Here is a 19537-nt window from a genome sequence, read left to right as displayed (position 1 = left end):
TGGCTCCGGCGGTAGGGATCGAACCTACGACCAATTGATTAACAGTCAACTGCTCTACCGCTGAGCTACGCCGGAACCGTGGGGGGCTTCTAGCAATGACTTTTTGCGGCGTCCAGAGGGTTTTGGGGTGGAAAATGTGCGGGCGTGCAGAAACCGTGAGGTGCGCTCAGCGCAAGGCGAAGGTGGCGGTTTCGCGGAGGGGACCGGTGGGGGTGACGGTGTCTCGGACCGTGAGGTCGATGAGGTGGGCGAGGACGTTGCGGGTGGCGGCGGGCAAAAGGCGCGGATCGACCTCGGTGTAGATGCGGGCCGCCAGATCCGCGGCGGTTGCGGGGCCGGAGGCGAGGGCGGCGAGGATTTGCGCCTCCCGCATCTGGCGGTGCGCGACAAGCGCGTCGATGCGGGTCAAGGCGTCCGGGACGGGGTCTCCGTGGCCGGGGTAGAGCCGGGCAATGCCGCGTGTGGCGCAAGCCTCGCGGAGGCGCGCGCAGGAGGCCATGAAGTCTGTCAGATCGCCGTCAGGCGGAGACACGAGCGAGGTCGCCCATCCCATGACGTGATCGCCGCTGAGCGCAAAGCCATCCCCGAGAAAACACAGGTGGTTGCCGATGTGGCCGGGGGTGTGGAGCGCGGTGAGTGTCCATCCGTCGCCGGCCACGTCCTCTCCGTCCGCGAGGCGGATGTCGGGTGCAAAGCCCGCGTCGATACCTTCACCGCCGCCGGCCATGCCGGAGGAGAGGAGGTCTTGCATGACTGCGCTCAATCCGTCGCGGGCCTTGCCGAAGGCGTGGACCTTGGCGCCATGCCTCGTGGCGAGGGGGGCGGCCAGCGGCGAATGGTCGAGGTGGGCATGCGTGACAAGTACGTGGGAGATGTGCTGGCCCGGCGTAAGAGCTGCTTCGATCGCGGCGAGATGCGCGGGATCCTCAGGCCCGGGGTCGACGACGGCGATGCCGCGCGTGCCGATCAGGTAGGTGTTCGTGCCGCGCTCGGTCATGGGTGAGGGGTTGGGCGCGCGCAGCAGACGGAGGCCCGGCTCCAGCTCTTTAGGCGTTGTGGTCTGCACTTTGCGTTTCCTTTCGCCACACCTCGCGCTTAGGTGTGGACCATGACGTTTTCCTGGCTCAAACGCTATATGCCGCGCACGCTTTTCGGGCGGGCGGCGCTGATTGTGGTGCTGCCAGTGCTGACGGTGCAGCTGGTCGTGTCCGTCGTGTTCGTGCAGCGCCATTTTGCGGGTGTGACCGAGCAAATGGTCGAGTCGATTGCGCGCGAGCTGAACCTTTTTGCGGCGCGGATCGAGGCGGGTGCGGACCCGGGGCAGGGCGATCTGGCGGCGCTGATCGCCGAGCTGGGCTATACGGTGCGGCCGCCGGGGGAGACGTTGGAGCGCGATCTGGGACCGGACCGGGTGTGGTACGACCTGACGGGCGGGATCGTCATGCGCGAGATGCAGGCGCAAGTCCCGTCGCTGCAATATGTACGCCTGCCGACGGAACGGGATGTGATCGCGGTGCTGGAGACAGCGCAAGGCCCGTTGCATATCGAGTTTGACCGGCGGCGCGTGTCCGCCTCGAACCCGCACCAGCTGCTCGTCAACATGATCGTGTTCGGCGTGCTCTTTACCATCATCGCGTTCCTTTACCTGCGCGGGCAGCTGCGCCCGATCACGCGGCTGGCGCACGCGGCGAGCGCCTTTGGTAGGGGGCAGCGGGTGCCTTACAAGCCGTCCGGTGCCATCGAAGTGCGCGAGGCCGGGACGGCATTTCTCGACATGCGGGCGCGGATCGAACGGCAGATCGAGCAGCGCACGCGGATGCTGTCCGGCGTCAGCCATGACCTGCGCACGCCGCTGACGCGGCTCAAGCTGGGGCTGTCGATGCAGGAGCATGATCCCGAGATCGCCGCGATGGCGCGCGATGTGGAGGATATGGAGCACTTAGTCGACGAGTTCCTGAGCTTTGCCCGGGGGGATGCGGCCTCGGGGGAGGCCGAGGCGCTGGACCCGGCGGCCTTTGCCGCGCAAGTGGTGGCGGACGCGCAGCGCGGGCGGACGGATGTGACGTTGCAAGACACCAGCGGGGCAGGGCAGATCACCGCCCGTCCGATCGCGCTACGCCGCGCACTCGAGAACCTCATCGGCAACGCGGTGCGCTACGGGAGCAAGGCCGAAGTGTCGGTCGAGATCACCGACGCTTCGGTGCGGTTCCGGGTGGAGGACGACGGTCCCGGCATTCCCGAACACGCGCGCGAGGATGCGGTGCGCCCGTTCACCCGGCTCGATCCCGCGCGCAACCAGGACCGCGGCTCGGGCGCGGGGCTGGGCCTGACGATTGCCGCCGACATCGCCCGTGCGCATGGCGGCGTGCTGGTGCTAGGGGACTCTGCGCGGCTCGGCGGGCTGCAGGCGGACATCGTGCTGGCGCGCTAGGCCAAAGTCTCAAATTCGGCGCGTCGGCAGGTCCTCCGGCCGGCTCTTTGCATACGTTTGCAAAAAGCACTTGCCAAACGGTTGGCGCTTGTGCCTTGTTCGGGGGATCGTCACACTGCTGTGAACGACCGGGGGGAGACACATGGCCGAAATCCAGCTGCGCAATCTGAGCAAGCGGTGGGGATCCTTTGTCGGGGTCGAGAATTTTGACCTGACGATCGCGGATCGCGAATTCCTCGTGCTGCTCGGGCCGTCAGGCTGCGGCAAGACGACGACGATGCGGATGATCGCCGGCCTCGAGGAGGTGACCGAAGGCGAGATCTGGATCGGCGACCAGGTGGTCAATGATCTCGAACCCAAGGACCGCGACGTGGCGATGGTGTTCCAGAGCTACGGCCTTTACCCGAACCTCAATGTCTACGAGAACATCCGCTTCCCGCTCCGCGTGCGCAAGGTCGACGCCTCCGAGCACGACGCGCGCGTGATGAAGGCGGCCGAGATGGTCGAGCTGACGGACTTCCTCCACCGCAAGCCCGCCGCGCTGTCGGGTGGCCAGCGGCAGCGGGTGGCGCTGGCGCGGGCGATCGTGCGGGAACCGAACGTCTTCCTGATGGACGAGCCGCTCTCTAACCTCGACGCCAAGCTGCGCGTCTCGACCCGTGCGCAGATCAAGAACCTCAGCCACGAGCTGCAGGTCACCACGGTCTATGTGACCCACGACCAGATCGAGGCGATGACGCTCGCCGACCGCGTCGTGGTGATGAACAAGGGCGTCGTGCAGCAGGTCGGCAGCCCGACGGAGATCTACGACAACCCGGCCAACACGTTTGTGGCGAGCTTTATCGGCAACCCGGCGATGAACCTGATCGACGGCACGCTCACGGGCGGGACGTTCCGCGCCGAGGGGACGGAGATCACAGGGCTCACCGGGCCGGACGGTCCGATCACGCTGGGGTTCCGGGCGGAGGACGCGGAGGTCACCGAGACGCTTGCGAGCGGGATCGAGGCCGGCGTCTACTCGATGGAGCTTTTGGGGGATGCGACCATGGCCACGGTGCGGGTCGACGGCCACCAGGTCAACGTCAAGGCGCATAAAGAATACCGCGCAAGCATTGGGGATACCGTGAAAATCTCCGTGCCTGCCGCTATTTGCCACCTCTTCCGCAAGGACGACGGTGCGCGGATCACGGGCTGACGCCCGTCACGTCTTTCCCGGGGCCGAGCCTCGGGGGAACCCGGGTGCGGACTTCGAAGACGCACCCACACACCAAGGGAGAAACCAACCATGTTCATGAAGAAAGTTGCGCTGGCCGCAGTGCTCGCGACGACCTCGACACTGGCGTATGCGGACGGCCACGGCTGCTCCATCGAGGCGCGCGTGTCGATTGTCGGCAACGAATTCCCGGCGATCCAGACCGTCGGCGCTGGCGCGCAGGAATGCGCAGGCGGCGAGGTGACCACCAACCTCACCGCCGACCACCAGAAGATCAACCTGGCCGGCATGTCGGGCAACCCGGCGGAGTACACCTCGGCGATCATCGCCAACTCCTCCATCGTGGCGCTGATGAACGAAGACGTCATCCGTCCGCTCGACGACCTGATTGCCAAGCACGGTGACGGCATCTCGCAAGGTCAGCTGATCACCCTCAACGGCAACGTGATGGCGGTGGCGTTCATGGCGAACGCGCAGCACCTCGTCTACCGCGCGGACCTGCTCGAAGCGGCCGGCCTCGAGGTCCCGACCACCTACGAGGAAATGCTCGAAGCCGCCAAGGTGCTGCGTGAGCAGGGCCTCGCGGAGAACCCGGTTGGCGGCGCCTACAAGGCCGGCTGGAACCTTGCCCAGGAATTCAACAACATGTTCCTCGGCTTCGGTGGTCAGCATTTCGCCGACGGCTCGGCTGAGCCGACCATCAGCGGCGAGGAAGGTGTCAAGGCGCTCGAGATGATGAAGGCGCTGTCGGAGTACATGAACCCCGACTTCCTGACCCACGACTCGAACGCCACCAACGCCGAGTTCCGCGCCGGCAACGTCGCCCTCATGAACATGTGGGGCAGCCGCGCCGCGACCATGACCGACGCCGACGGTGTGCCGCAGGAAGTGATCGACGGCTTCGCCATCGCAGGCCCGATGACCGTGGGCGGCGGCGACACCCCGGCGACGACGCTCTGGTGGGACGGCTGGACCGTGGCCAAGAACATCTCGGACGAAGAGGCCGAGGCGACCTTCTTGGCGCTCAAGCACGCGATCCGTCCGGCGATCCTCGAGGATGAAGAGACCTCCAAGCAGGCCGTCTGGCTGATCGACGGCTACCAGCCGACCGAAGCCGCCGAAGGCGTCTTCGCGGCGGCGCAGGCGGGCTCGATCCCGTACCCGATGCTGCCCTACATGGGTCTGATGCACACCGCCCTCGGCGCTGAGCTGACCGACTTCATGAACGGCTCGGAATCGGCCGAGCAGGCGCTCGCCGATGTCGAGGCAGCCTACCGCGCCGCGGCGCGCGAAAAGGGCTTCCTGCAGTAAGCGGACCCCACCCCCGTCCCGGACCACGATCCGGGACCTCGCGCCGCGCTGGCGCAGAGGTCCCGGGTCAGGCACGGGACGGGACCCTCTCTTGGACGAGGCCAGCCCCATGAAACACCGCACGTTCTTTTGGTTCTTTGCGCCCACGGCCATTGCGATGCTGGTCTTTATCGCCGCACCCATCGTGTCCGTCGTCACGCAATCCTTCTTTGTGCCGCACGAGGCGGTGCTGATCGAAACCGAAAACTGCGTGCCGCTTGTCGGCTGCACCACGTCTACGAGCATCGACCAGGACGCAACCGCTGCCCTGCGCGAAGAGCGCCCGCTCGGCCGGTTCGTCGGCTTTGACATCTACGGTGACCGCGGTCACCTCGCCTTTGCCGAAGTCGGCGAGGCGTGGCGCACGTCCGGCAGCTTTGGCGAATTCTTCTCGCAGCTGCGCAACCTGCCGTTCTACCGCGCGCTGGCCTTCACGCTCACCTACACCTTTGTCTGCACGCCGCTCCTGATCATGCTCGGCTTTGCCATCGCCGTGGGGGTCAACTCGCTGACCCAGCGGATCAAGGGGGTCGTGATCTTCCTGTCGCTCCTGCCGATGATCGTGACGCCGCTCGTCGGCGCGCTCGTTCTCTTCTGGATGATCGACAGCCGCGGGGTGCTCGGGAACCTGATCTCGTACCTCGCCAACGATCCGACGCTTTCGCTCAAGGCGTCGACGCCGCTGATGTGGATATCGCTGATCGTCTACGGCATCTGGTCGTCCGCGCCGTTTGCCTTTGTGGTGTTCTACGCCGGCCTGCAGACAGTGCCGCAGGACACGCTGGAATCTGCGCAGATCGACGGCGCAACGCGATGGCAGCAAATCCGGTTTGTCGTGATCCCGCACCTCGCGCCGCTCGTGACATTCGTGGCGCTCTTCCAGCTCATGGACAACTTCCGCGTCTTCGAGCCGATCATCGGCTTTGCCGCCGAGGCGCACGCGACCTCGCTCAGCTGGATCATCTTCAACGACCTGGGCGGCGAGACCCGCCAGCTCACCGCCGCCGCCACAACGTCTGTGCTGACGATCATCGGCGTTGCGATCCTGCTCAGCCCCGTACTTGTGCGCACCTGGCGTGACTTCAAAGGGAAAACCGCCTGATGTCGACCCAAGCGAAATACCGCCCCACCTGGCTCAAGGTCACCTCCGTCGCCTTCATCTCCATCTGGCTGGTGATGGCGGCCTTCCCCTTCGTCTGGACGCTCTGGGGGTCCTTCAAGATCGAGCTCGACTTCTTCTCGATCGCCGACTGGACCAACGCGCTGACCGGCGAAAATACGGAGCGCACCTACGGCTCGCCCTTTACGGGGGTCGGCTACGAAGGCGCCTGGATCAAGGAGGAGTTCTGGCGCAACGTCATCAACACGCTCCTTGTGTGCCTCTTTGTGGTGACGACCTCGCTCACCATCGGCACGCTCGGCGCCTACGCCCTGTCGCGCTCGTCTTACAACTACGTCTTCTGGCTCTTGATCATCGCGCTGATCTTCCGCGCCATGCCGCCGATCACGCTGGTCTCGGGCTACCTGCCACCGTTCTTCCAGTACAACGTCTGGGGGTACCTGCCGACGGCGATCATCGTGCTCGTGGCGATCAACCAGCCGTTCACGCTCTGGATGCTCAACTCGTTCTTCCAGAAGATCCCGCAGGACCTCGACGAGTCGGCCAAGGTCGACGGCTGCACCCAGTTCCAGGCGTTCCGTCTCGTGATCATGCCGGTGATGTGGCCGGGGGTGATCACCACCGGGCTCTTCTCGTTCCTGCTGGCCTATAACGACTTTGCGGTGACGACGATGCTCCTGTCGGAAAGCAACCGGACGATGGTGCCCGCGATCAACGCCTTCCTCGGCACGACGCAGACCGAGGGCAACGTGATGTTCGCCGTCGCCGCCGTGGTCTCGGCCACCGCGCCGCTCTTCATCCTGGTGATGTTCTTCCAGCGCCACATCGTCGCCGGCCTGACCGCGGGCGCCGTCAAAGGCTGACCCGCGGGCCCGGCACCAAACGAAACGAGGCACGCCAACCCGATGCAAAGCTCGCGCGACACCTTCCGGCGCTACGTGCAAACGTATGCAAGCGCGGATGCGGGCGCACATGGCGCCGCCTGCGCCGCCTTCTTCGCGCCCAAGGCCGCGGTCGAGATCGTGCACCCGTTCAATACGTCGAGCCAGCAGGCGCTGCTGGACAGCCTCCACGGCAGCTTTTCCTGCCTGACCCGGAGCGACTACATCGCGATGGCCGGCGCGTTCGAGGACGCCGACTGGGTGTCGAGCACGGGCTATTATTGCGGTCAATTCGACAAGCCCTGGCTCGGGATCGCGCCCACCGGAGAGCTTGCATGGCTGCGCTTTGGCGAGTTTCACCGGATCGAGAACGGCCGGGCGGTGCAAAGCTTCGTCTTCCTCGATATCCCCGAGCTGATGATCGCATGCGGCCAGTGGCCTATCGCCGAAAGCCCCGGCGCCACGCGCGGCTTCACAGGACTTCAGCCCGGACCGATGACGCAAGACGGGCTCCTCTGGGCGGAGCAGGACCCGGCGCAGGGCGCGACATCCTACCGGATGGTCACCGACATGCTTGCAGGGCTTGCCACACCGGACGAAGCATGGCGGCCCTACTGGCACGACCACATGATCTGGTACGGACCCGGCGCCTTCGGCTCGTTTGTCGGCATCGAGGGCTTCCAGCGCTTCCAGGTCCCGTTCGAAGGCGCGTTCGCGGGATGGTCCGGCGGCTCGGCCGGCAACGGCATGACCCACCACTTCACCCGGTTCGGCGACGGAGCCTACGTCTGCTCGGGCGGTTGGCCCTCCCTGACAGGCGTGCAGACCGGAGCCTTCCTGGGCGTGCCCGCAAGCGGCAAACGCCTCTTCATGCGCGTCAGCGACTGGTGGCGCGTCGAAGGCGATAAACTCAGAGAAAACTGGGTCTTCGTCGACATTCCTCACGTTCTGGATCAACTCGGGGTGACCCTCTTGGAGAGCCCCTCCTAGCTTCATCTTCCCAAATAAACTCCCGCCGGAGGCTCCCCCCGGCCACAAAACGCGATGACCTCCCCATGCCAGGCGCCCGCCCAGACCAAGCAATCCTCACCCGCGACACGGATCTCTCCAAGACCGAGGAAACCCGCCGCGTGATCGAAGGCATGGTCGACGGCCTCAACGACCACCGCATCGGCGACATCGGGGAGTTCTTTGCCGAAAGCTTCCGCTGGATGGGCAACCAGGGGTGCGGCACGAAACACGGCCTGCAAGCCTTCCAGAACAACTGGCAAAAGCCCTTCCAGGCGGCGTTCCACGACAAGGTCTGCATCGACGAGGCGCGGCTCTACATGGGCGAATGGGCGGCCGCCTTCGGCCGGCAGGAGGCGACCCACGGCGGCCCTTTCATGGGCATCCCCGCCACCGGCAAACGCATCGAAATCCGGTACATGGATTTCTGGAAGGTCGAGGACGGCCGGATCACCGACAATTACGTCATGGTCGACTTCCCCCATGTACTCGCGCAACTCGGACGTGACGTCTTTCAGGGCGAGGGCTGGGAAGCCTTCGACCGCGGCGACAAGACCCCGCCATCCCCGTGACACACGCCCCGGGCTTGCCCCGGGGCCTCTCTGCCAAAGGAGCCTGACATGGCCATCACCCATCTCAAGACCGCCAAATCCGAAGGCGACCGCGCCGAAGACGACAGCAAAGTGCGCGCCATCGTCGAGCAAACCCTCAAGGACATCGAAACCGGCGGCGACGCCACCGTGCGGTCCCTGTCGGAAAAGTTCGACGGCTACGCGCCGGACAGCTTCAAGCTCAGCCAATCCGAGATCGAGGCGCTGATGGCCGAAGTCTCCGACCGCGACATGGCCGACATCAAGTTCGCCCAGGAGCAGGTGCGCAACTTTGCCCAGGCACAGCGCGACTCGATGCTCGACATCGAGGTCGAGCCCATGCCCGGCGTCATCCTCGGCCACAAGAACATCCCCGTGCAATCGGTCGGCTGCTACGTGCCGGGCGGCAAGTTCCCCATGGTCGCCTCCGCCCACATGTCCGTCGCGACCGCCTCCGTCGCGGGCGTGCCGCGCATCATCGCCGCCACCCCGCCCTGGCAGGGCAAGCCGAACCCCGCCGTGGTGACCGCCATGCACCTCGGCGGCGCGCACGAAATCTACGTGCTCGGCGGCATCCAGGCCGTCGGCGCCATGGCCATCGGCACCGAGACGATCGAGCCCGTGCACATGCTCGTCGGCCCCGGCAACGCCTTTGTCGCCGAGGCCAAGCGTCAGCTCTACGGCCGCGTCGGCATCGACCTTTTTGCCGGCCCGACCGAAACCATGGTGATCGCGGACGAGACCGCCGCCGACGCCGAGCTTTGCGCCACCGACCTGCTTGGACAGGCCGAACACGGTTACAATTCGCCCGCCGTACTCGTCACCAACTCCGAGAAACTCGCGCGCGAGACCCTGACCGAGATCGACCGCATCCTCACCATGCTGCCCACCGCCGACACCGCCTCGAAATCCTGGGAGGAGTACGGCGAGGTGATCCTGTGCGACAGTTACGACGAGATGCTCGAAGTCGCCAACGACATCGCCTCCGAACACGTGCAGGTGATGACCGACCGCGACGACTGGTTCCTCGAGAACATGCACTCCTACGGCGCGCTCTTCCTCGGCCCCCGCACCAACGTCGCGAACGGGGACAAGGTCATCGGCACCAACCACACGCTCCCCACCAAAAAGGCCGGGCGGTACACGGGCGGTCTCTGGGTCGGTAAGTTCCTGAAAACTCACAGCTACCAGAAAGTCACCACCGACGCCGCTGCCGCCGAGATCGGAGCCTATTGCTCGCGTCTGTGTATGCTCGAAGGGTTCGTCGGCCACGCCGAACAGGCCAACGTGCGCGTGCGCCGCTACGGCGGGCAGAACGTGCCTTACGGTGCTGCTGCCGAGTGAGCACGGACGCCCATAAGGCGGCTCTCGCGCCCTTCCGGCAGGCCCTGTCAGCCGGCCAGCACGACGATGCGCGTGCGGCTCTGGCGGTGGCTTGCTCGGAGAAAGTGCTTGGCCGCTATGGGCATCCCTTCGGCGACCAGACCGGGGTGGAGACGATCTGGGAGCGCCTCTATGCGCCGCTCCTGCGCGCCTGGCCCGACCTCGAGCGCCGCGACACCATCGTGATCGCTGGTGAAGACGAGGACGGCGCCGCTTGGGTGGGCTGCTGCGGCAGCTACATCGGCCTTTTCGACAGCGACTGGCTGGGCATCCCCGCAACCGGCCACCTAGTGCATATGCGCTTTCACGAGTTCTATCGTTTCGAAGGCGGTAAAGTCTTCGAAATCCAGGCGTTGTGGGACATTCCTGAAGTGATGCTTCAAGCGCGTGTCTGGCCGATGGCGCCTGCCTTGGGGCGTGAATGGCACGTGCCGGGACCTGCAACCCAGGACGGTCTGGGGCCGCACGACGCAGACGCGTCTGAGGCATCGCGCCAGCACGTCATCGATATGCTCACGGCCATGATCCGGCATCCCAAGGAGCCGCCCGAGGCGATGGAGATGCCGAGGTTCTGGCACAAGGACATGTCCTGGTACGGTCCCTCCGGCATCGGCACTGCCCGCGGCATCGAAGCCTTCCGCGCCCATCACCAACGCCCGTTTCTCGAGGCCATGCCGGACCGCGGCACCCACGCCGGTGAAACGCAGCACCACTTCTTTGCCGAAGGGCAGTACGTGGGCGTGACAGGCTGGCCCAACATGGCGCAGACACTGACCGGCGCAGGCTGGCTCGGGCTGCCGGGTACGGGGCAAAAGGTGTTTTTGCGCAGCCTCGACTTCTGGAGGCTGGAACGCGGAAAAATACGTGAAAACTGGGTGTTGGTGGACCTTCTTCACCTTTACCATCAACTTGGCCTCGATGTGTTCCGGCGGATGCGCGACGTCATGGGAGATTGCCGATGAGCTTGCCAAAGACACCTTCGTTCTCGCTGGAAGGCCGCCGCGCGCTTGTCGCCGGCGCCTCGTCCGGGATCGGCCTTGCCTGCGGCGTGGCGCTTGCACGTGCTGGCGCTGCGGTGACGCTTGCTGCGCGCCGCAAGGACAAGCTGGAAGAGGCGGTGGCAGAGTTGCGCGGCGAAGGGTTGACGGCTGACGCAATGGAACTGGATGTTGCGGACATCCCTGCGATGCAGGAAAAGATCGCAGCATCAGGCCCTTACGATATTCTCCTCAACTCGGCCGGGCTTGCAAGGCACACCCCGGCCATCGAGACTTCTTCCGAAGATTTCGATGCAGTTCAAGAGCTTAACTTTAAAGGTGCATACTTCCTGACAACTGCGGTCGCCAAGAGGCTGATCGAGAACGGAAAACCTGGATCGCTGATCAACATCACAAGCCAAATGGCGCAGGTCGGCGGACAGGAGCGCGCGGTCTATTGCGGGACCAAGCACGCGGTCGAGGGCTTTACCAAGGCGATGGCGATCGAGTGGGGCAAGCACCGCATCCGCGTGAACTGCATCGCGCCGACTTTTGTGGTGACGGAACTCACGCGCCCGACATTCGCCCGGCCCGAGCTCAAGGCGTGGGTCGAGGACAAGATCAAGCTGGGTCGCATCGGCGAGGTCGAGGACCTGATGGGGGCGGCCGTTTACCTTGCCTCGGACGCGTCGAGCCTTGTGACGGGCACGTCGATGCTGGTCGATGGCGGCTGGACGGCGGACTGATCCATGGCGCGGGTGACGGCACATCACGTGGCAGCGCGGGCGGGCGTCAGCCAGTCTGCGGTCTCCCGTGTGTTCACCCCCGGCGCGTCGGTCAGCGAGGCGACCCGCAAAAAGGTGCGCGATGCCGCCGATGCGCTAGGCTACCGGCCGAATGTTTTGGCGCGCGGGCTGATCACCGGCAAGAGCCGGATCATCGGTCTCGTGGTCGCGTATCTCGACAATTACTTTTACCCCGAAGCTTTGGAAAAGCTCTCCAATGCGTTGAAAGATCAGGGCTATCACGTTCTCGTCTTCATGGTGTCCAAGACCACCGAGCATATCGACCGCACGATGGAGGAGATCCTGGACTACCAGGTCGACGGCATCGTCGTGGCCTCGGTCGACCTCAGTTCCGAGCTCACGGCGCGGTGCAAGGCGCAGGGCGTGCCAGTGGTGCTTTTCAACCGGACGCAGGACGGGGCGGAGGTTAACTCGGTGACGTCTGACAACTTTGCCGGCGGCAAGGCGGTCGGGGAGTTCCTGATCGCGGGTGGTCACACGCGCATCGGGTACATCGCCGGATACGAGGGCGCGTCGACCCAGCGGGACCGCGAGGCGGGGCTGCGGGCGGCTTTAAAGGCCGCTGGATTAACCTTGTTTGCACGCGGCGAGGGTGCCTTTGTGCCTGAGCGGGCGCGTCAGGCGGCGCTCGAGATGTGCGGCGGCGCGGAGCGCCCGGATGCGCTGTTCGTAGCTAACGATCACATGGCGTTCCCGGTCATGGATGCGCTGCGCCACACGCTGCGGCTGGACGTGCCGGCGGACATCTCGGTCGTGGGTTACGACGACGTACCGCCCTGCGCGTGGGAAGCGTATGACCTGACGACGGTGCGCCAGCGCGCTAACCTTATGGTTGAGGCGACCGTTGCGGCGCTCACCCGCCAGATCGCCGATCCCTCGGCAGAGACATGTCATCACATCATTGAAAGCCCTCTGGTGGTGCGCGGGTCTGCGCGCTTGCCCGAGGGCATTGAAAGGACAAAAAGATGAAGGGTTTTTCCAACCGCTTCAAAGACTTCCCCGACTACATCATCGGCATCACCAAGGAGATTTGGGAAGATCGCGGGATCGCGACGCTGCACGAGTACTATGCGCCGAACATCGTGGTGCGCTCGCCGGCGTCGGTGGTGGTCGGCAACCAGGGGGTGATCGCGGCGACCATGGCGACGCTGGCGGAGTTCCCGGATCGCACGCTGTATGGTGAGGACGTGATTTGGTCCGGCGACCCGGAAGGCGGGATGCTGTCGTCGCACCGTTTGCACTCGACCGCGACGCATCTGGCGGACGGCGTCTATGGCAAGGCGACGGGCAAGACGTTGAATTACCGGATCATTGCCGACTGTCACGCCATCGACAATCAGATCAACGACGAGTGGCTGATCCGCGATCAGGGCGCCATCGTGCGGCAGCTTGGGTGGGACCCGAAGGACTATGCCCGCTCGGTGATCGAGACGGAGGGCGGGGCGGAGACGGCGCCGCACCCGTTCCACCCGGACCGCGATATCGCGGGGCCGTATAGCGGGCGCGGGAACGACAACGCCTACGGGGCGCAGTATGCCGACATTCTGACACGGATCATGGGCGCGGATATGGCGGTGATCCCGGCGCAGTACGACCGGGCGGTGGCGTCGGCCTATGCCGGCGGTGTTGAGGGGATGAGCACGGGGCCGGTGGACCGCTTCTGGATGGGACTGCGCGCGTCCTTCCCCTCGGCCAGGTTCGAGATCCATCACCAGATCGGGCGCGAGGACGCGATGATGCCTCCGCGTGCTGCGATCCGCTGGTCGCTGACCGGCAAGCACGACGGATGGGGCGTCTTTGGCGCGCCGACGGGGGCGGAGGTGCACGTGATGGGTGCGAGCCATGCGGAGTTTGGGCCCTGGGGGCTGCGCCGCGAATACACGCTTTATGACGAGACGGCGGTGTGGAAGCAGATCCTGCTGCACACGGGCTGATCGCAACGAAAAGGGAGACATTTACCATGCCGATCAAGACAACCCATGTCGGCTCGCTGCCGCGCACGCAGAAGGTGGTCGATTTCATCTTTGCCCGCGAGCACGAGAAGCCGTTCGAGCAGGACGCCTTTGATGCGGCGATGACGGAGGCGGTGGACGAGACGGTGCGCCTGCAGGCGGAGGCGGGCGTGGACATCGTCTCGGACGGGGAGACGTCCAAGATCTCCTACGCTACCTACGTCAAGGACCGCTACACCGGCTTTGCTGGCGACAGCCCGCGCAATGCGCCGGCGGACCTCAAGATGTTCCCGGGCTTTCTCAAGCGTCTGGCCGATGACGGCGGCACGCCGCAATACGCGCGCCCGATGTGCGTGGGAGAGGTGACGTCGAAGGGGCAGGGCGAGCTGCAGAAGGACATCGCCAACCTGAAGGGCGCGATGGCCAAGCATGGCGTAGAGCGCGGGTTCATGAACGCGGCCTCGCCGGGGGTGATCTCGCTGTTCCTGCAGAACGACTTCTACGCGACGCGGGAGGCGTATCTGGCGGCGCTCGCCGAGGCGATGCGGGAGGAGTACGAGACAATTGTGGGTGCGGGGCTGGACCTGCAGCTCGATTGCCCGGACCTGGCGCTGTCGCGGCACATGCTCTTTGCCGATCTGAGCGACGACGAGTTCCTCAAGATCGCAGCGAGCCATGTGGAGGCGCTGAATCATGCGTTGGAGAATGTGCCAGCGGAGAAGGTGCGGGTGCACATCTGCTGGGGCAATTACGAGGGGCCGCATTGCTGTGACATCGACATGGGCACGGTGTTCGACACGCTGATGGCCACGAAAGCGCGGTATGTGCTCTTTGAGACGTCGAACCCGCGTCATGCGCATGAATGGGCGACGTTTCGCGACCGCAAGGCGGACATCCCGGACGACAAGGTGCTGGTGCCGGGCGTGGTGGACACGACGACGAACTTCATCGAGCACCCCGATCTAGTGGCGCAGCGGCTGGAGCGGTTCGTGGACATCGTGGGTGCCGAGCGCGTCGTGGCGGGTTCGGACTGCGGGTTCGGCACGTTTGCGGGCTTCGGGACGGTGGACCCGGATATCGCCTACGCCAAGCTCAAGTCGATGGCGGAAGGCGCGGCCAAGGTGGCCTGAGGGGAATGGGTGCGAGCACCCATCCTACGTCAGGTTGCGACAGGTAGGATGGGTGATTTCACCCATCCCGGGCTTACGCGCGGCGACGGCGACGGCGTCCGCCTTCGGGCGCGCCCCCCGCGTTGAAGCTTACCTCCGGCAGAGGCACGACCTTGCGCAGATCGGCAAAGCTGTCGGTGGCGTGCGGGATCGCGTTGGCGTTGACGAAGTGCTCTTGGAACTTCGGCTCGATGGCCGTCTCGACTTTGGTGATCGCGCCGACGGTTGCTTCGATCTCGCGGCGCGCGTCGATGTTGCAGAGCGCGATACGCGCGCCGGTGCCTGCAGCGTTCCCGGCTGAAGTCACCTGATCGAGCGGCACGTCGGGGATCATCCCCAGCACCATCGCGTGCTTCGGGGAGATGTGGGCGCCGAAGGCGCCGGCAAGCACCACCCGGTCGACCTTGTCCACGCCCATCTCGTCCATGAGCAGCCGTGCACCCGCATAGAGCGCGGATTTGGCGAGCTGGATGGCACGGATGTCGCCTTGGGTCACGGTGACCTTTGGCCCGCCGTCGGCGGAGGCGTCGTGCACCACATAGGCAAAGGTGCGGCCTTCTGGGATGCAGCGCGGGGTGCCGGTTGCTTCGGCGGAGCCGATCAGGCCGGAGGGATCGAGAAGCCCCGCCATGCGCATCTCGGCCACGGCCTCGATGATGCCGGAGCCGCAGATGCCGGTGATGCCGCTGCCTTTGCTGGCCTCGTCAAAGCCCGGATCGTCGGACCAGAGGTCGCAGCCGATCACGCGGAAACGGGGCTCTTTGGTCACCGGATCGATCTCGATCCGTTCGATGGCGCCGGGCGCGGCGCGCTGGCCGGAGCTGATTTGCGCGCCTTCAAAGGCGGGTCCTGTGGGCGACGAGCAGGCAAGCATGCGAGAGGTGTTGCCGAGCAGAATTTCGGCGTTGGTGCCGACGTCCACCACGAGCGACAGGTCATCGCGCTTGCCCGGCTCCTCGGAGAGGGCGACGGCGGCAGCGTCCGCGCCAACGTGGCCCGCGATGCAGGGCAGGATGTAAACCTGCGCGCGCGGGTTCATCACCGTCAGTTCCAGATCGCGCGCGCCAAGCGTCAGGCTTTCGGACGTGGCCAGCGCGAAAGGCGCCTGACCCAGCTCGACCGGGTCGATGCCAAGCAGCAGGTGGTGCATGACCGGATTGCAGACAAACACCGTCTCGAGGATCGTCGAGGGCGCGATGCCGGCCTCGGTCGCGATGCTCTCGGTCAGTCCGTTGATCGCGTTGCGCACCGCGTCGGTCATGTCCTTTTCGCCGCCGGGGTTCATCATGGCGTAGCTGACGCGCGACATGAGGTCCTCGCCGAAGCGGATTTGCGGGTTCATCACGCCGGAGGAGGCGAGGACGGCGCCGGTTTTCAGGTCGCACAGGTGCGCCGCGATGGTCGTGGAGCCGAGGTCGATGGCGAGGCCGTGGATGCCGTCCTCGTGCAGGCCCGGCCAGACTTGCAGGACGGTGGGCGTGCCGCCCCGATGGTCGAGGTGCAGAGCCGCGGTGACTTTCCAGTCGCCTTTGCGGAGCGCCTTTTGCAGGTCCGGGAGCAGAGACGGCGCGACATGGGCGCCGGTGATTTCCCACTGCTCGGCGAGCGCGCGGGCCAGGCGTTCGGCGTCCCCGGTGGGGGTGTGCATGTCGGGCTCGTCCACCTCGATGTAGAAAAGCCGTGTGGCCGGCGCCATTGCGATGTCGCGCACGGCGGCCTCCTTGCGGACGACCTGGCGGTGGACCTGGCTTTCGGGCGGCACGTCCACGACGATGTCGCCCGTGACTTGCGCCTGACAGCCGAGGCGGCGGCCGTCGATGAGGCCGCGCTTTGACTTGTAGCGTTCCTCGACCGCGTTCCAGTCGCTCAGCGCGCCTTTTTCGGCGGTGATCCCGTGTTTCGGGAAGTCGCCGTAGGAGGGCGTGATCTGGCATTTCGAGCAGATGCCGCGCCCGCCGCAGACGCTGTCGAGGTCGACGCCGAGCTGGCGCGCGGCCTGCAGGATCGGCGTGCCGACAGGAAAGCGTCCGCGTTTGCCGGACGGGGTGAAGACGACAAGGGGGTCGTGGGTCATGGGGCGCCTCGATGATGACGCCCTTCACATGCCGGATTTTGGTGCCCTCGCCAAGCCAGCGCGCGGCATATGGCGGATAGGTCGCGCCATTTGCGTGGGGCGCCGCAAAAAATGCGAGCGCATTTTTTGTCTTAGCGGCGGCCCTTGGCGGCGAAGATGAAGCCGAGCGTGTTGAGCAGGACTTGTGCGGCGAGGATCGAGGTGGAGCCGGTCGGGTCGTAGTCGGGGGCAACCTCGACAAGATCGAGGCCGACGATCTCGTGAGCGCGGGTGACCTCCTGCAACAGCTCGAGCACGTCATAATAGAGAAAGCCGCCGTGCGACGGCGTGCCGGTGCCGGGCGCGATCGAGGGGCAGAAGGCGTCGATGTCGATGGTGATGTAGACGGGCACACCCTTGGGGATGCGGGCCGCGAGTTTTTGCGGACCGAGCGCGCGAGCCTGCCGGACCGAGAGGATGTCCGATCCCATCTTGCGCGCGTCCTCATAGCCTTCCTTGGCAGTGGAGGAGACGTTGCGGATGCCGACCTGCGTCAGACCGCTGACATGCGGCTGCTCGGCGGCGCGGCGCATCGGATTGCCGTGGCCGTGGCGCACGCCGTGACGTTCGTCTACGAAATCTAGATGCGCGTCGATCTGCAGGACATGGAAGGGCGCGTGACCCTCGTAGGCGCGGATGCAGGGGATGTTGATCGAATGATCGCCGCCGATGGTCACCGGCAGGGCGTTTGCGGCAAGGATCGCGCGCACGCCTGTCTCAATGTTGGCGTGGCTCTTTTCAGTGTCTGTGTGCACGATGTCGGCATCGCCGATGTCCACGATTCGGACAGAGCCGGGCAGGTAGGTCGTGTCGTCCTCGTGATCGTAGGCGCCGGCATGGCCGAAGGAGAAGAGCGTCGACGCCTCTCGCACACCGCGGGGGCCGAAGCGCGCGCCCGAGCGCCATTGTGTGCCGAAGTCAAAAGGCGCGCCGAGGATGGCGACGTCGGCGTCGATGGCGCTCCAGTCGCTGACATAGGCGCGTTTGCCGAAGGTCGAGATGCCGACGAAGGGCAAATCGAGGCGGCCGGTGTCGTATGTGTTGCTCATGGTGCGCCTTTGGGGGCCAGCCCCCAAACCCCGTTCCAATTGGGGGCCAGCCCCCAAACGCTGTTGTAATTGGGGGCTCTGCCCCCAAACGCTGTTGTAATTGGGGGCTCTGCCCCCAAACCCCCGGGATATTTTTAGCCAGAAGAAGATACGAGGGCCTTTGCGGGGTAGTCAGAGCATGGGGGCTAGGGCTGCGTCAACCAGCGGGTGGTGCCGTTGCCGCCGAGCGCGATGCGGCCTTCTTCGATGGCGAGGATGCGGCGGCCGCGGACGAGGTCGCCCTTGCCCACGAGGCGGGTGCGGCCGCTGGGGAATTTCACGAGCGCGCGCGGGGCGTCGCCCATGGTCGTGCCGAGAAGGAGCGGGCCGCGGCGGGCCATGTCGACTTCTTCAGTGGCGAGCTGTCCGGCTTGTGACATTGGTGTCCCTCCAATCTGCTGCGGTGCAGCGGTGCTTAGAGGGTGTGGCGCCTGGTCTAAAGGCGGAGGCTGTGCTGTGCGCGGGGCGTTGCGCATGTGCTCGGCAGTGTGAGCGCTACTCCGCCGCCTTGAGGGTGAAGCCCTTTTGGATCTGGTCGGAGGGCTCGACTGGGTATTCGCCTGAAAAGCACGCATCGCAATATTGCGGCTGGGCCGGGTCGCGTCCCTGTGCTTCGCCGACGGCGCGGTAGAGGCCATCGAGCGAGATGAACTTGAGGCTGTCGACGGCGAGGTGGTCGCGCATCTCTTCCTCGCTCATGGTGGCGGCGAGCAGTTTTTCGCGTTGCGGTGTGTCGACGCCGTAGAAACAGGGCCAGGCAGTGGGCGGAGAGGCGATGCGGAAGTGGACCTCCGCCGCGCCTGCGTCGAGGATCATCTCCTTGATCTTGCGGGAGGTTGTGCCGCGCACGACGCTGTCGTCGACGAGGATCACGCGTTTGCCCTCGATCAGGGCGCGGTTGACGTTGAGCTTGAGCCGTACGCCCATGTTGCGGATCTGCTCGGTCGGCTCGATGAAGGTGCGGCCCATGTACTGGTTGCGGATGATCCCCATCGCGTAGGGAATGCCCGATTCCAGCCCGTAGCCGATCGCCGCGGGCGTGCCCGAGTCGGGCACGGGGCAGACGAGGTCGGCCTCGACCGGCGCCTCGCGCGCGAGCTCCCGCCCGATCGCCTCGCGCGTGGAATAGACCGACCGCCCGCCCAGGATCGAGTCGGGCCGGCTGAAGTAGACGTGCTCGAAGATGCAGAACCGCGAGGGCCACGCCTCGAAGGGCCGGTGGGAGGTCACGCCTTCCTCGGGGGTGACCACGACCATCTCGCCCGGCTCGACCTCGCGGACGAACTCCGCGCCGATGATGTCGAGCGCGCAGGTCTCGGACGCCAAGGCCCAGCCCTCGCCCACGCGGCCCAGCACCCGGGGCCGCACGCCCAACGGGTCGCGCACGCCGATCAGCTTGGTGCGCGTCATGGCGATCACGCTGAACGCGCCCTCGACCCGGCGCAGCGCGTCCTTC

General features: G+C 65.6%; 18 protein-coding genes and 1 tRNA gene. 13 read left to right on the top strand and 6 right to left on the bottom strand.

What is annotated here, in order from left to right; genetic code table 11:
- A tRNA-Asn gene (locus ACU0B3_RS16060) sits at positions 1 to 75 on the bottom strand.
- 91 nt (positions 76 to 166) lie between these two features.
- On the bottom strand, positions 167 to 1066 hold the full coding sequence (locus ACU0B3_RS16055) for an MBL fold metallo-hydrolase (RefSeq protein ID WP_446261888.1): 900 nt from the start codon (positions 1064 to 1066) through the stop codon (positions 167 to 169).
- Positions 1067 to 1108: 42 nt separating this feature from the next.
- Between ACU0B3_RS16055 and ACU0B3_RS16050 the strand changes: the two genes are divergently transcribed.
- The 13 genes from ACU0B3_RS16050 to ACU0B3_RS15990 all read left to right on the top strand — a co-directional run bounded on the left by ACU0B3_RS16050 (position 1109) and on the right by ACU0B3_RS15990 (position 14841).
- Positions 1109 to 2431, top strand: coding sequence for an ATP-binding protein (locus tag ACU0B3_RS16050; RefSeq protein ID WP_446261887.1), 1323 nt, complete (start codon positions 1109 to 1111; stop codon positions 2429 to 2431).
- 142 nt (positions 2432 to 2573) lie between these two features.
- A complete protein-coding gene (locus ACU0B3_RS16045; protein ID WP_446261886.1) occupies positions 2574 to 3626 on the top strand; it encodes an ABC transporter ATP-binding protein in 1053 nt (350 codons plus the stop codon).
- 90 nt (positions 3627 to 3716) lie between these two features.
- On the top strand, positions 3717 to 4955 hold the full coding sequence (locus tag ACU0B3_RS16040; RefSeq protein WP_446261885.1) for an ABC transporter substrate-binding protein: 1239 nt from the start codon (positions 3717 to 3719) through the stop codon (positions 4953 to 4955).
- Positions 4956 to 5064: 109 nt separating this feature from the next.
- Positions 5065 to 6096 carry a carbohydrate ABC transporter permease gene (locus ACU0B3_RS16035; RefSeq protein WP_446261884.1) on the top strand — a complete coding sequence of 344 codons (1032 nt, stop codon included), beginning with the start codon at positions 5065 to 5067 and terminating at the stop codon, positions 6094 to 6096.
- On the top strand, positions 6096 to 6977 hold the full coding sequence (locus tag ACU0B3_RS16030) for a carbohydrate ABC transporter permease (protein WP_446261883.1): 882 nt from the start codon (positions 6096 to 6098) through the stop codon (positions 6975 to 6977). The genes ACU0B3_RS16035 and ACU0B3_RS16030 overlap by 1 nt, the downstream gene beginning before the upstream one ends.
- 42 nt (positions 6978 to 7019) lie before the next feature.
- Complete coding sequence (locus ACU0B3_RS16025; protein ID WP_446261882.1) at positions 7020 to 7985, top strand: ester cyclase; 966 nt, start codon at positions 7020 to 7022, stop codon at positions 7983 to 7985.
- A gap of 65 nt (positions 7986 to 8050) precedes the next feature.
- Positions 8051 to 8575, top strand: a complete 525-nt coding sequence (locus ACU0B3_RS16020; protein ID WP_446261881.1) for an ester cyclase — start codon at positions 8051 to 8053, stop codon at positions 8573 to 8575.
- A 48-nt stretch (positions 8576 to 8623) separates the two neighbouring features.
- The gene (hisD, locus tag ACU0B3_RS16015) at positions 8624 to 9937 is read left to right on the top strand and encodes a histidinol dehydrogenase (RefSeq protein ID WP_446261880.1); all 1314 of its coding nucleotides are present in this window, start codon (positions 8624 to 8626) and stop codon (positions 9935 to 9937) included.
- On the top strand, positions 9934 to 10938 hold the full coding sequence (locus ACU0B3_RS16010; RefSeq protein ID WP_446261879.1) for an ester cyclase: 1005 nt from the start codon (positions 9934 to 9936) through the stop codon (positions 10936 to 10938). Before hisD ends, ACU0B3_RS16010 begins: the two co-directional genes overlap by 4 nt.
- Positions 10935 to 11699 carry an SDR family NAD(P)-dependent oxidoreductase gene (locus ACU0B3_RS16005; protein WP_446261878.1) on the top strand — a complete coding sequence of 255 codons (765 nt, stop codon included), beginning with the start codon at positions 10935 to 10937 and terminating at the stop codon, positions 11697 to 11699. Before ACU0B3_RS16010 ends, ACU0B3_RS16005 begins: the two co-directional genes overlap by 4 nt.
- Before the next feature lie 3 nt (positions 11700 to 11702).
- Positions 11703 to 12728, top strand: a complete 1026-nt coding sequence (locus ACU0B3_RS16000) for a LacI family DNA-binding transcriptional regulator (protein ID WP_446261877.1) — start codon at positions 11703 to 11705, stop codon at positions 12726 to 12728.
- On the top strand, positions 12725 to 13693 hold the full coding sequence (locus tag ACU0B3_RS15995) for an ester cyclase (RefSeq protein WP_446261876.1): 969 nt from the start codon (positions 12725 to 12727) through the stop codon (positions 13691 to 13693). The genes ACU0B3_RS16000 and ACU0B3_RS15995 overlap by 4 nt, the downstream gene beginning before the upstream one ends.
- Positions 13694 to 13719: 26 nt before the next feature.
- Positions 13720 to 14841, top strand: coding sequence for a cobalamin-independent methionine synthase II family protein (locus ACU0B3_RS15990; RefSeq protein ID WP_446261875.1), 1122 nt, complete (start codon positions 13720 to 13722; stop codon positions 14839 to 14841).
- A gap of 73 nt (positions 14842 to 14914) precedes the next feature.
- Here the strand turns inward: ACU0B3_RS15990 and ACU0B3_RS15985 are convergent, their stop codons facing one another.
- From ACU0B3_RS15985 to ACU0B3_RS15970, 4 genes are all read right to left on the bottom strand, one after another.
- Positions 14915 to 16954, bottom strand: coding sequence for an ASKHA domain-containing protein (locus ACU0B3_RS15985; protein WP_446261874.1), 2040 nt, complete (start codon positions 16952 to 16954; stop codon positions 14915 to 14917).
- 131 nt (positions 16955 to 17085) lie between these two features.
- On the bottom strand, positions 17086 to 18042 hold the full coding sequence (gene speB / locus ACU0B3_RS15980; protein WP_446261873.1) for an agmatinase: 957 nt from the start codon (positions 18040 to 18042) through the stop codon (positions 17086 to 17088).
- A 185-nt stretch (positions 18043 to 18227) separates the two neighbouring features.
- A complete protein-coding gene (locus ACU0B3_RS15975) occupies positions 18228 to 18461 on the bottom strand; it encodes an amidophosphoribosyltransferase (protein WP_446261872.1) in 234 nt (77 codons plus the stop codon).
- A gap of 115 nt (positions 18462 to 18576) precedes the next feature.
- Positions 18577 to 19537, bottom strand: a 961-nt coding sequence (locus ACU0B3_RS15970) for an amidophosphoribosyltransferase (RefSeq protein WP_446261871.1), incomplete at its 5' end; no start/stop codon positions are given.

The sequence above is a fragment of the Pseudaestuariivita sp. genome (assembly GCF_052825805.1).
Note: the sequence above shows the minus strand (reverse complement) of the source record. Positions and strands in the feature narration are given on the sequence as shown.

Excerpts from the sequence above, each read along its gene's own strand:
- ACU0B3_RS16050 (WP_446261887.1), top strand. The coding sequence starts at position 1,109 with ATGACGTTTTCCTGGCTCAAACGCTATATGCCGCGCACGCTTTTCGGG.
- ACU0B3_RS16045 (WP_446261886.1), top strand. The coding sequence starts at position 2,574 with ATGGCCGAAATCCAGCTGCGCAATCTGAGCAAGCGGTGGGGATCCTTT.
- ACU0B3_RS16040 (WP_446261885.1), top strand. The coding sequence starts at position 3,717 with ATGTTCATGAAGAAAGTTGCGCTGGCCGCAGTGCTCGCGACGACCTCG.
- ACU0B3_RS16035 (WP_446261884.1), top strand. The coding sequence starts at position 5,065 with ATGAAACACCGCACGTTCTTTTGGTTCTTTGCGCCCACGGCCATTGCG.
- ACU0B3_RS16030 (WP_446261883.1), top strand. The coding sequence starts at position 6,096 with ATGTCGACCCAAGCGAAATACCGCCCCACCTGGCTCAAGGTCACCTCC.
- ACU0B3_RS16025 (WP_446261882.1), top strand. The coding sequence starts at position 7,020 with ATGCAAAGCTCGCGCGACACCTTCCGGCGCTACGTGCAAACGTATGCA.
- ACU0B3_RS16020 (WP_446261881.1), top strand. The coding sequence starts at position 8,051 with ATGCCAGGCGCCCGCCCAGACCAAGCAATCCTCACCCGCGACACGGAT.
- hisD (WP_446261880.1), top strand. The coding sequence starts at position 8,624 with ATGGCCATCACCCATCTCAAGACCGCCAAATCCGAAGGCGACCGCGCC.
- ACU0B3_RS16005 (WP_446261878.1), top strand. The coding sequence starts at position 10,935 with ATGAGCTTGCCAAAGACACCTTCGTTCTCGCTGGAAGGCCGCCGCGCG.
- ACU0B3_RS16000 (WP_446261877.1), top strand. The coding sequence starts at position 11,703 with ATGGCGCGGGTGACGGCACATCACGTGGCAGCGCGGGCGGGCGTCAGC.
- ACU0B3_RS15995 (WP_446261876.1), top strand. The coding sequence starts at position 12,725 with ATGAAGGGTTTTTCCAACCGCTTCAAAGACTTCCCCGACTACATCATC.
- ACU0B3_RS15990 (WP_446261875.1), top strand. The coding sequence starts at position 13,720 with ATGCCGATCAAGACAACCCATGTCGGCTCGCTGCCGCGCACGCAGAAG.
- ACU0B3_RS15985 (WP_446261874.1), bottom strand. The coding sequence starts at position 16,954 with ATGACCCACGACCCCCTTGTCGTCTTCACCCCGTCCGGCAAACGCGGA.
- speB (WP_446261873.1), bottom strand. The coding sequence starts at position 18,042 with ATGAGCAACACATACGACACCGGCCGCCTCGATTTGCCCTTCGTCGGC.
- ACU0B3_RS15975 (WP_446261872.1), bottom strand. The coding sequence starts at position 18,461 with ATGTCACAAGCCGGACAGCTCGCCACTGAAGAAGTCGACATGGCCCGC.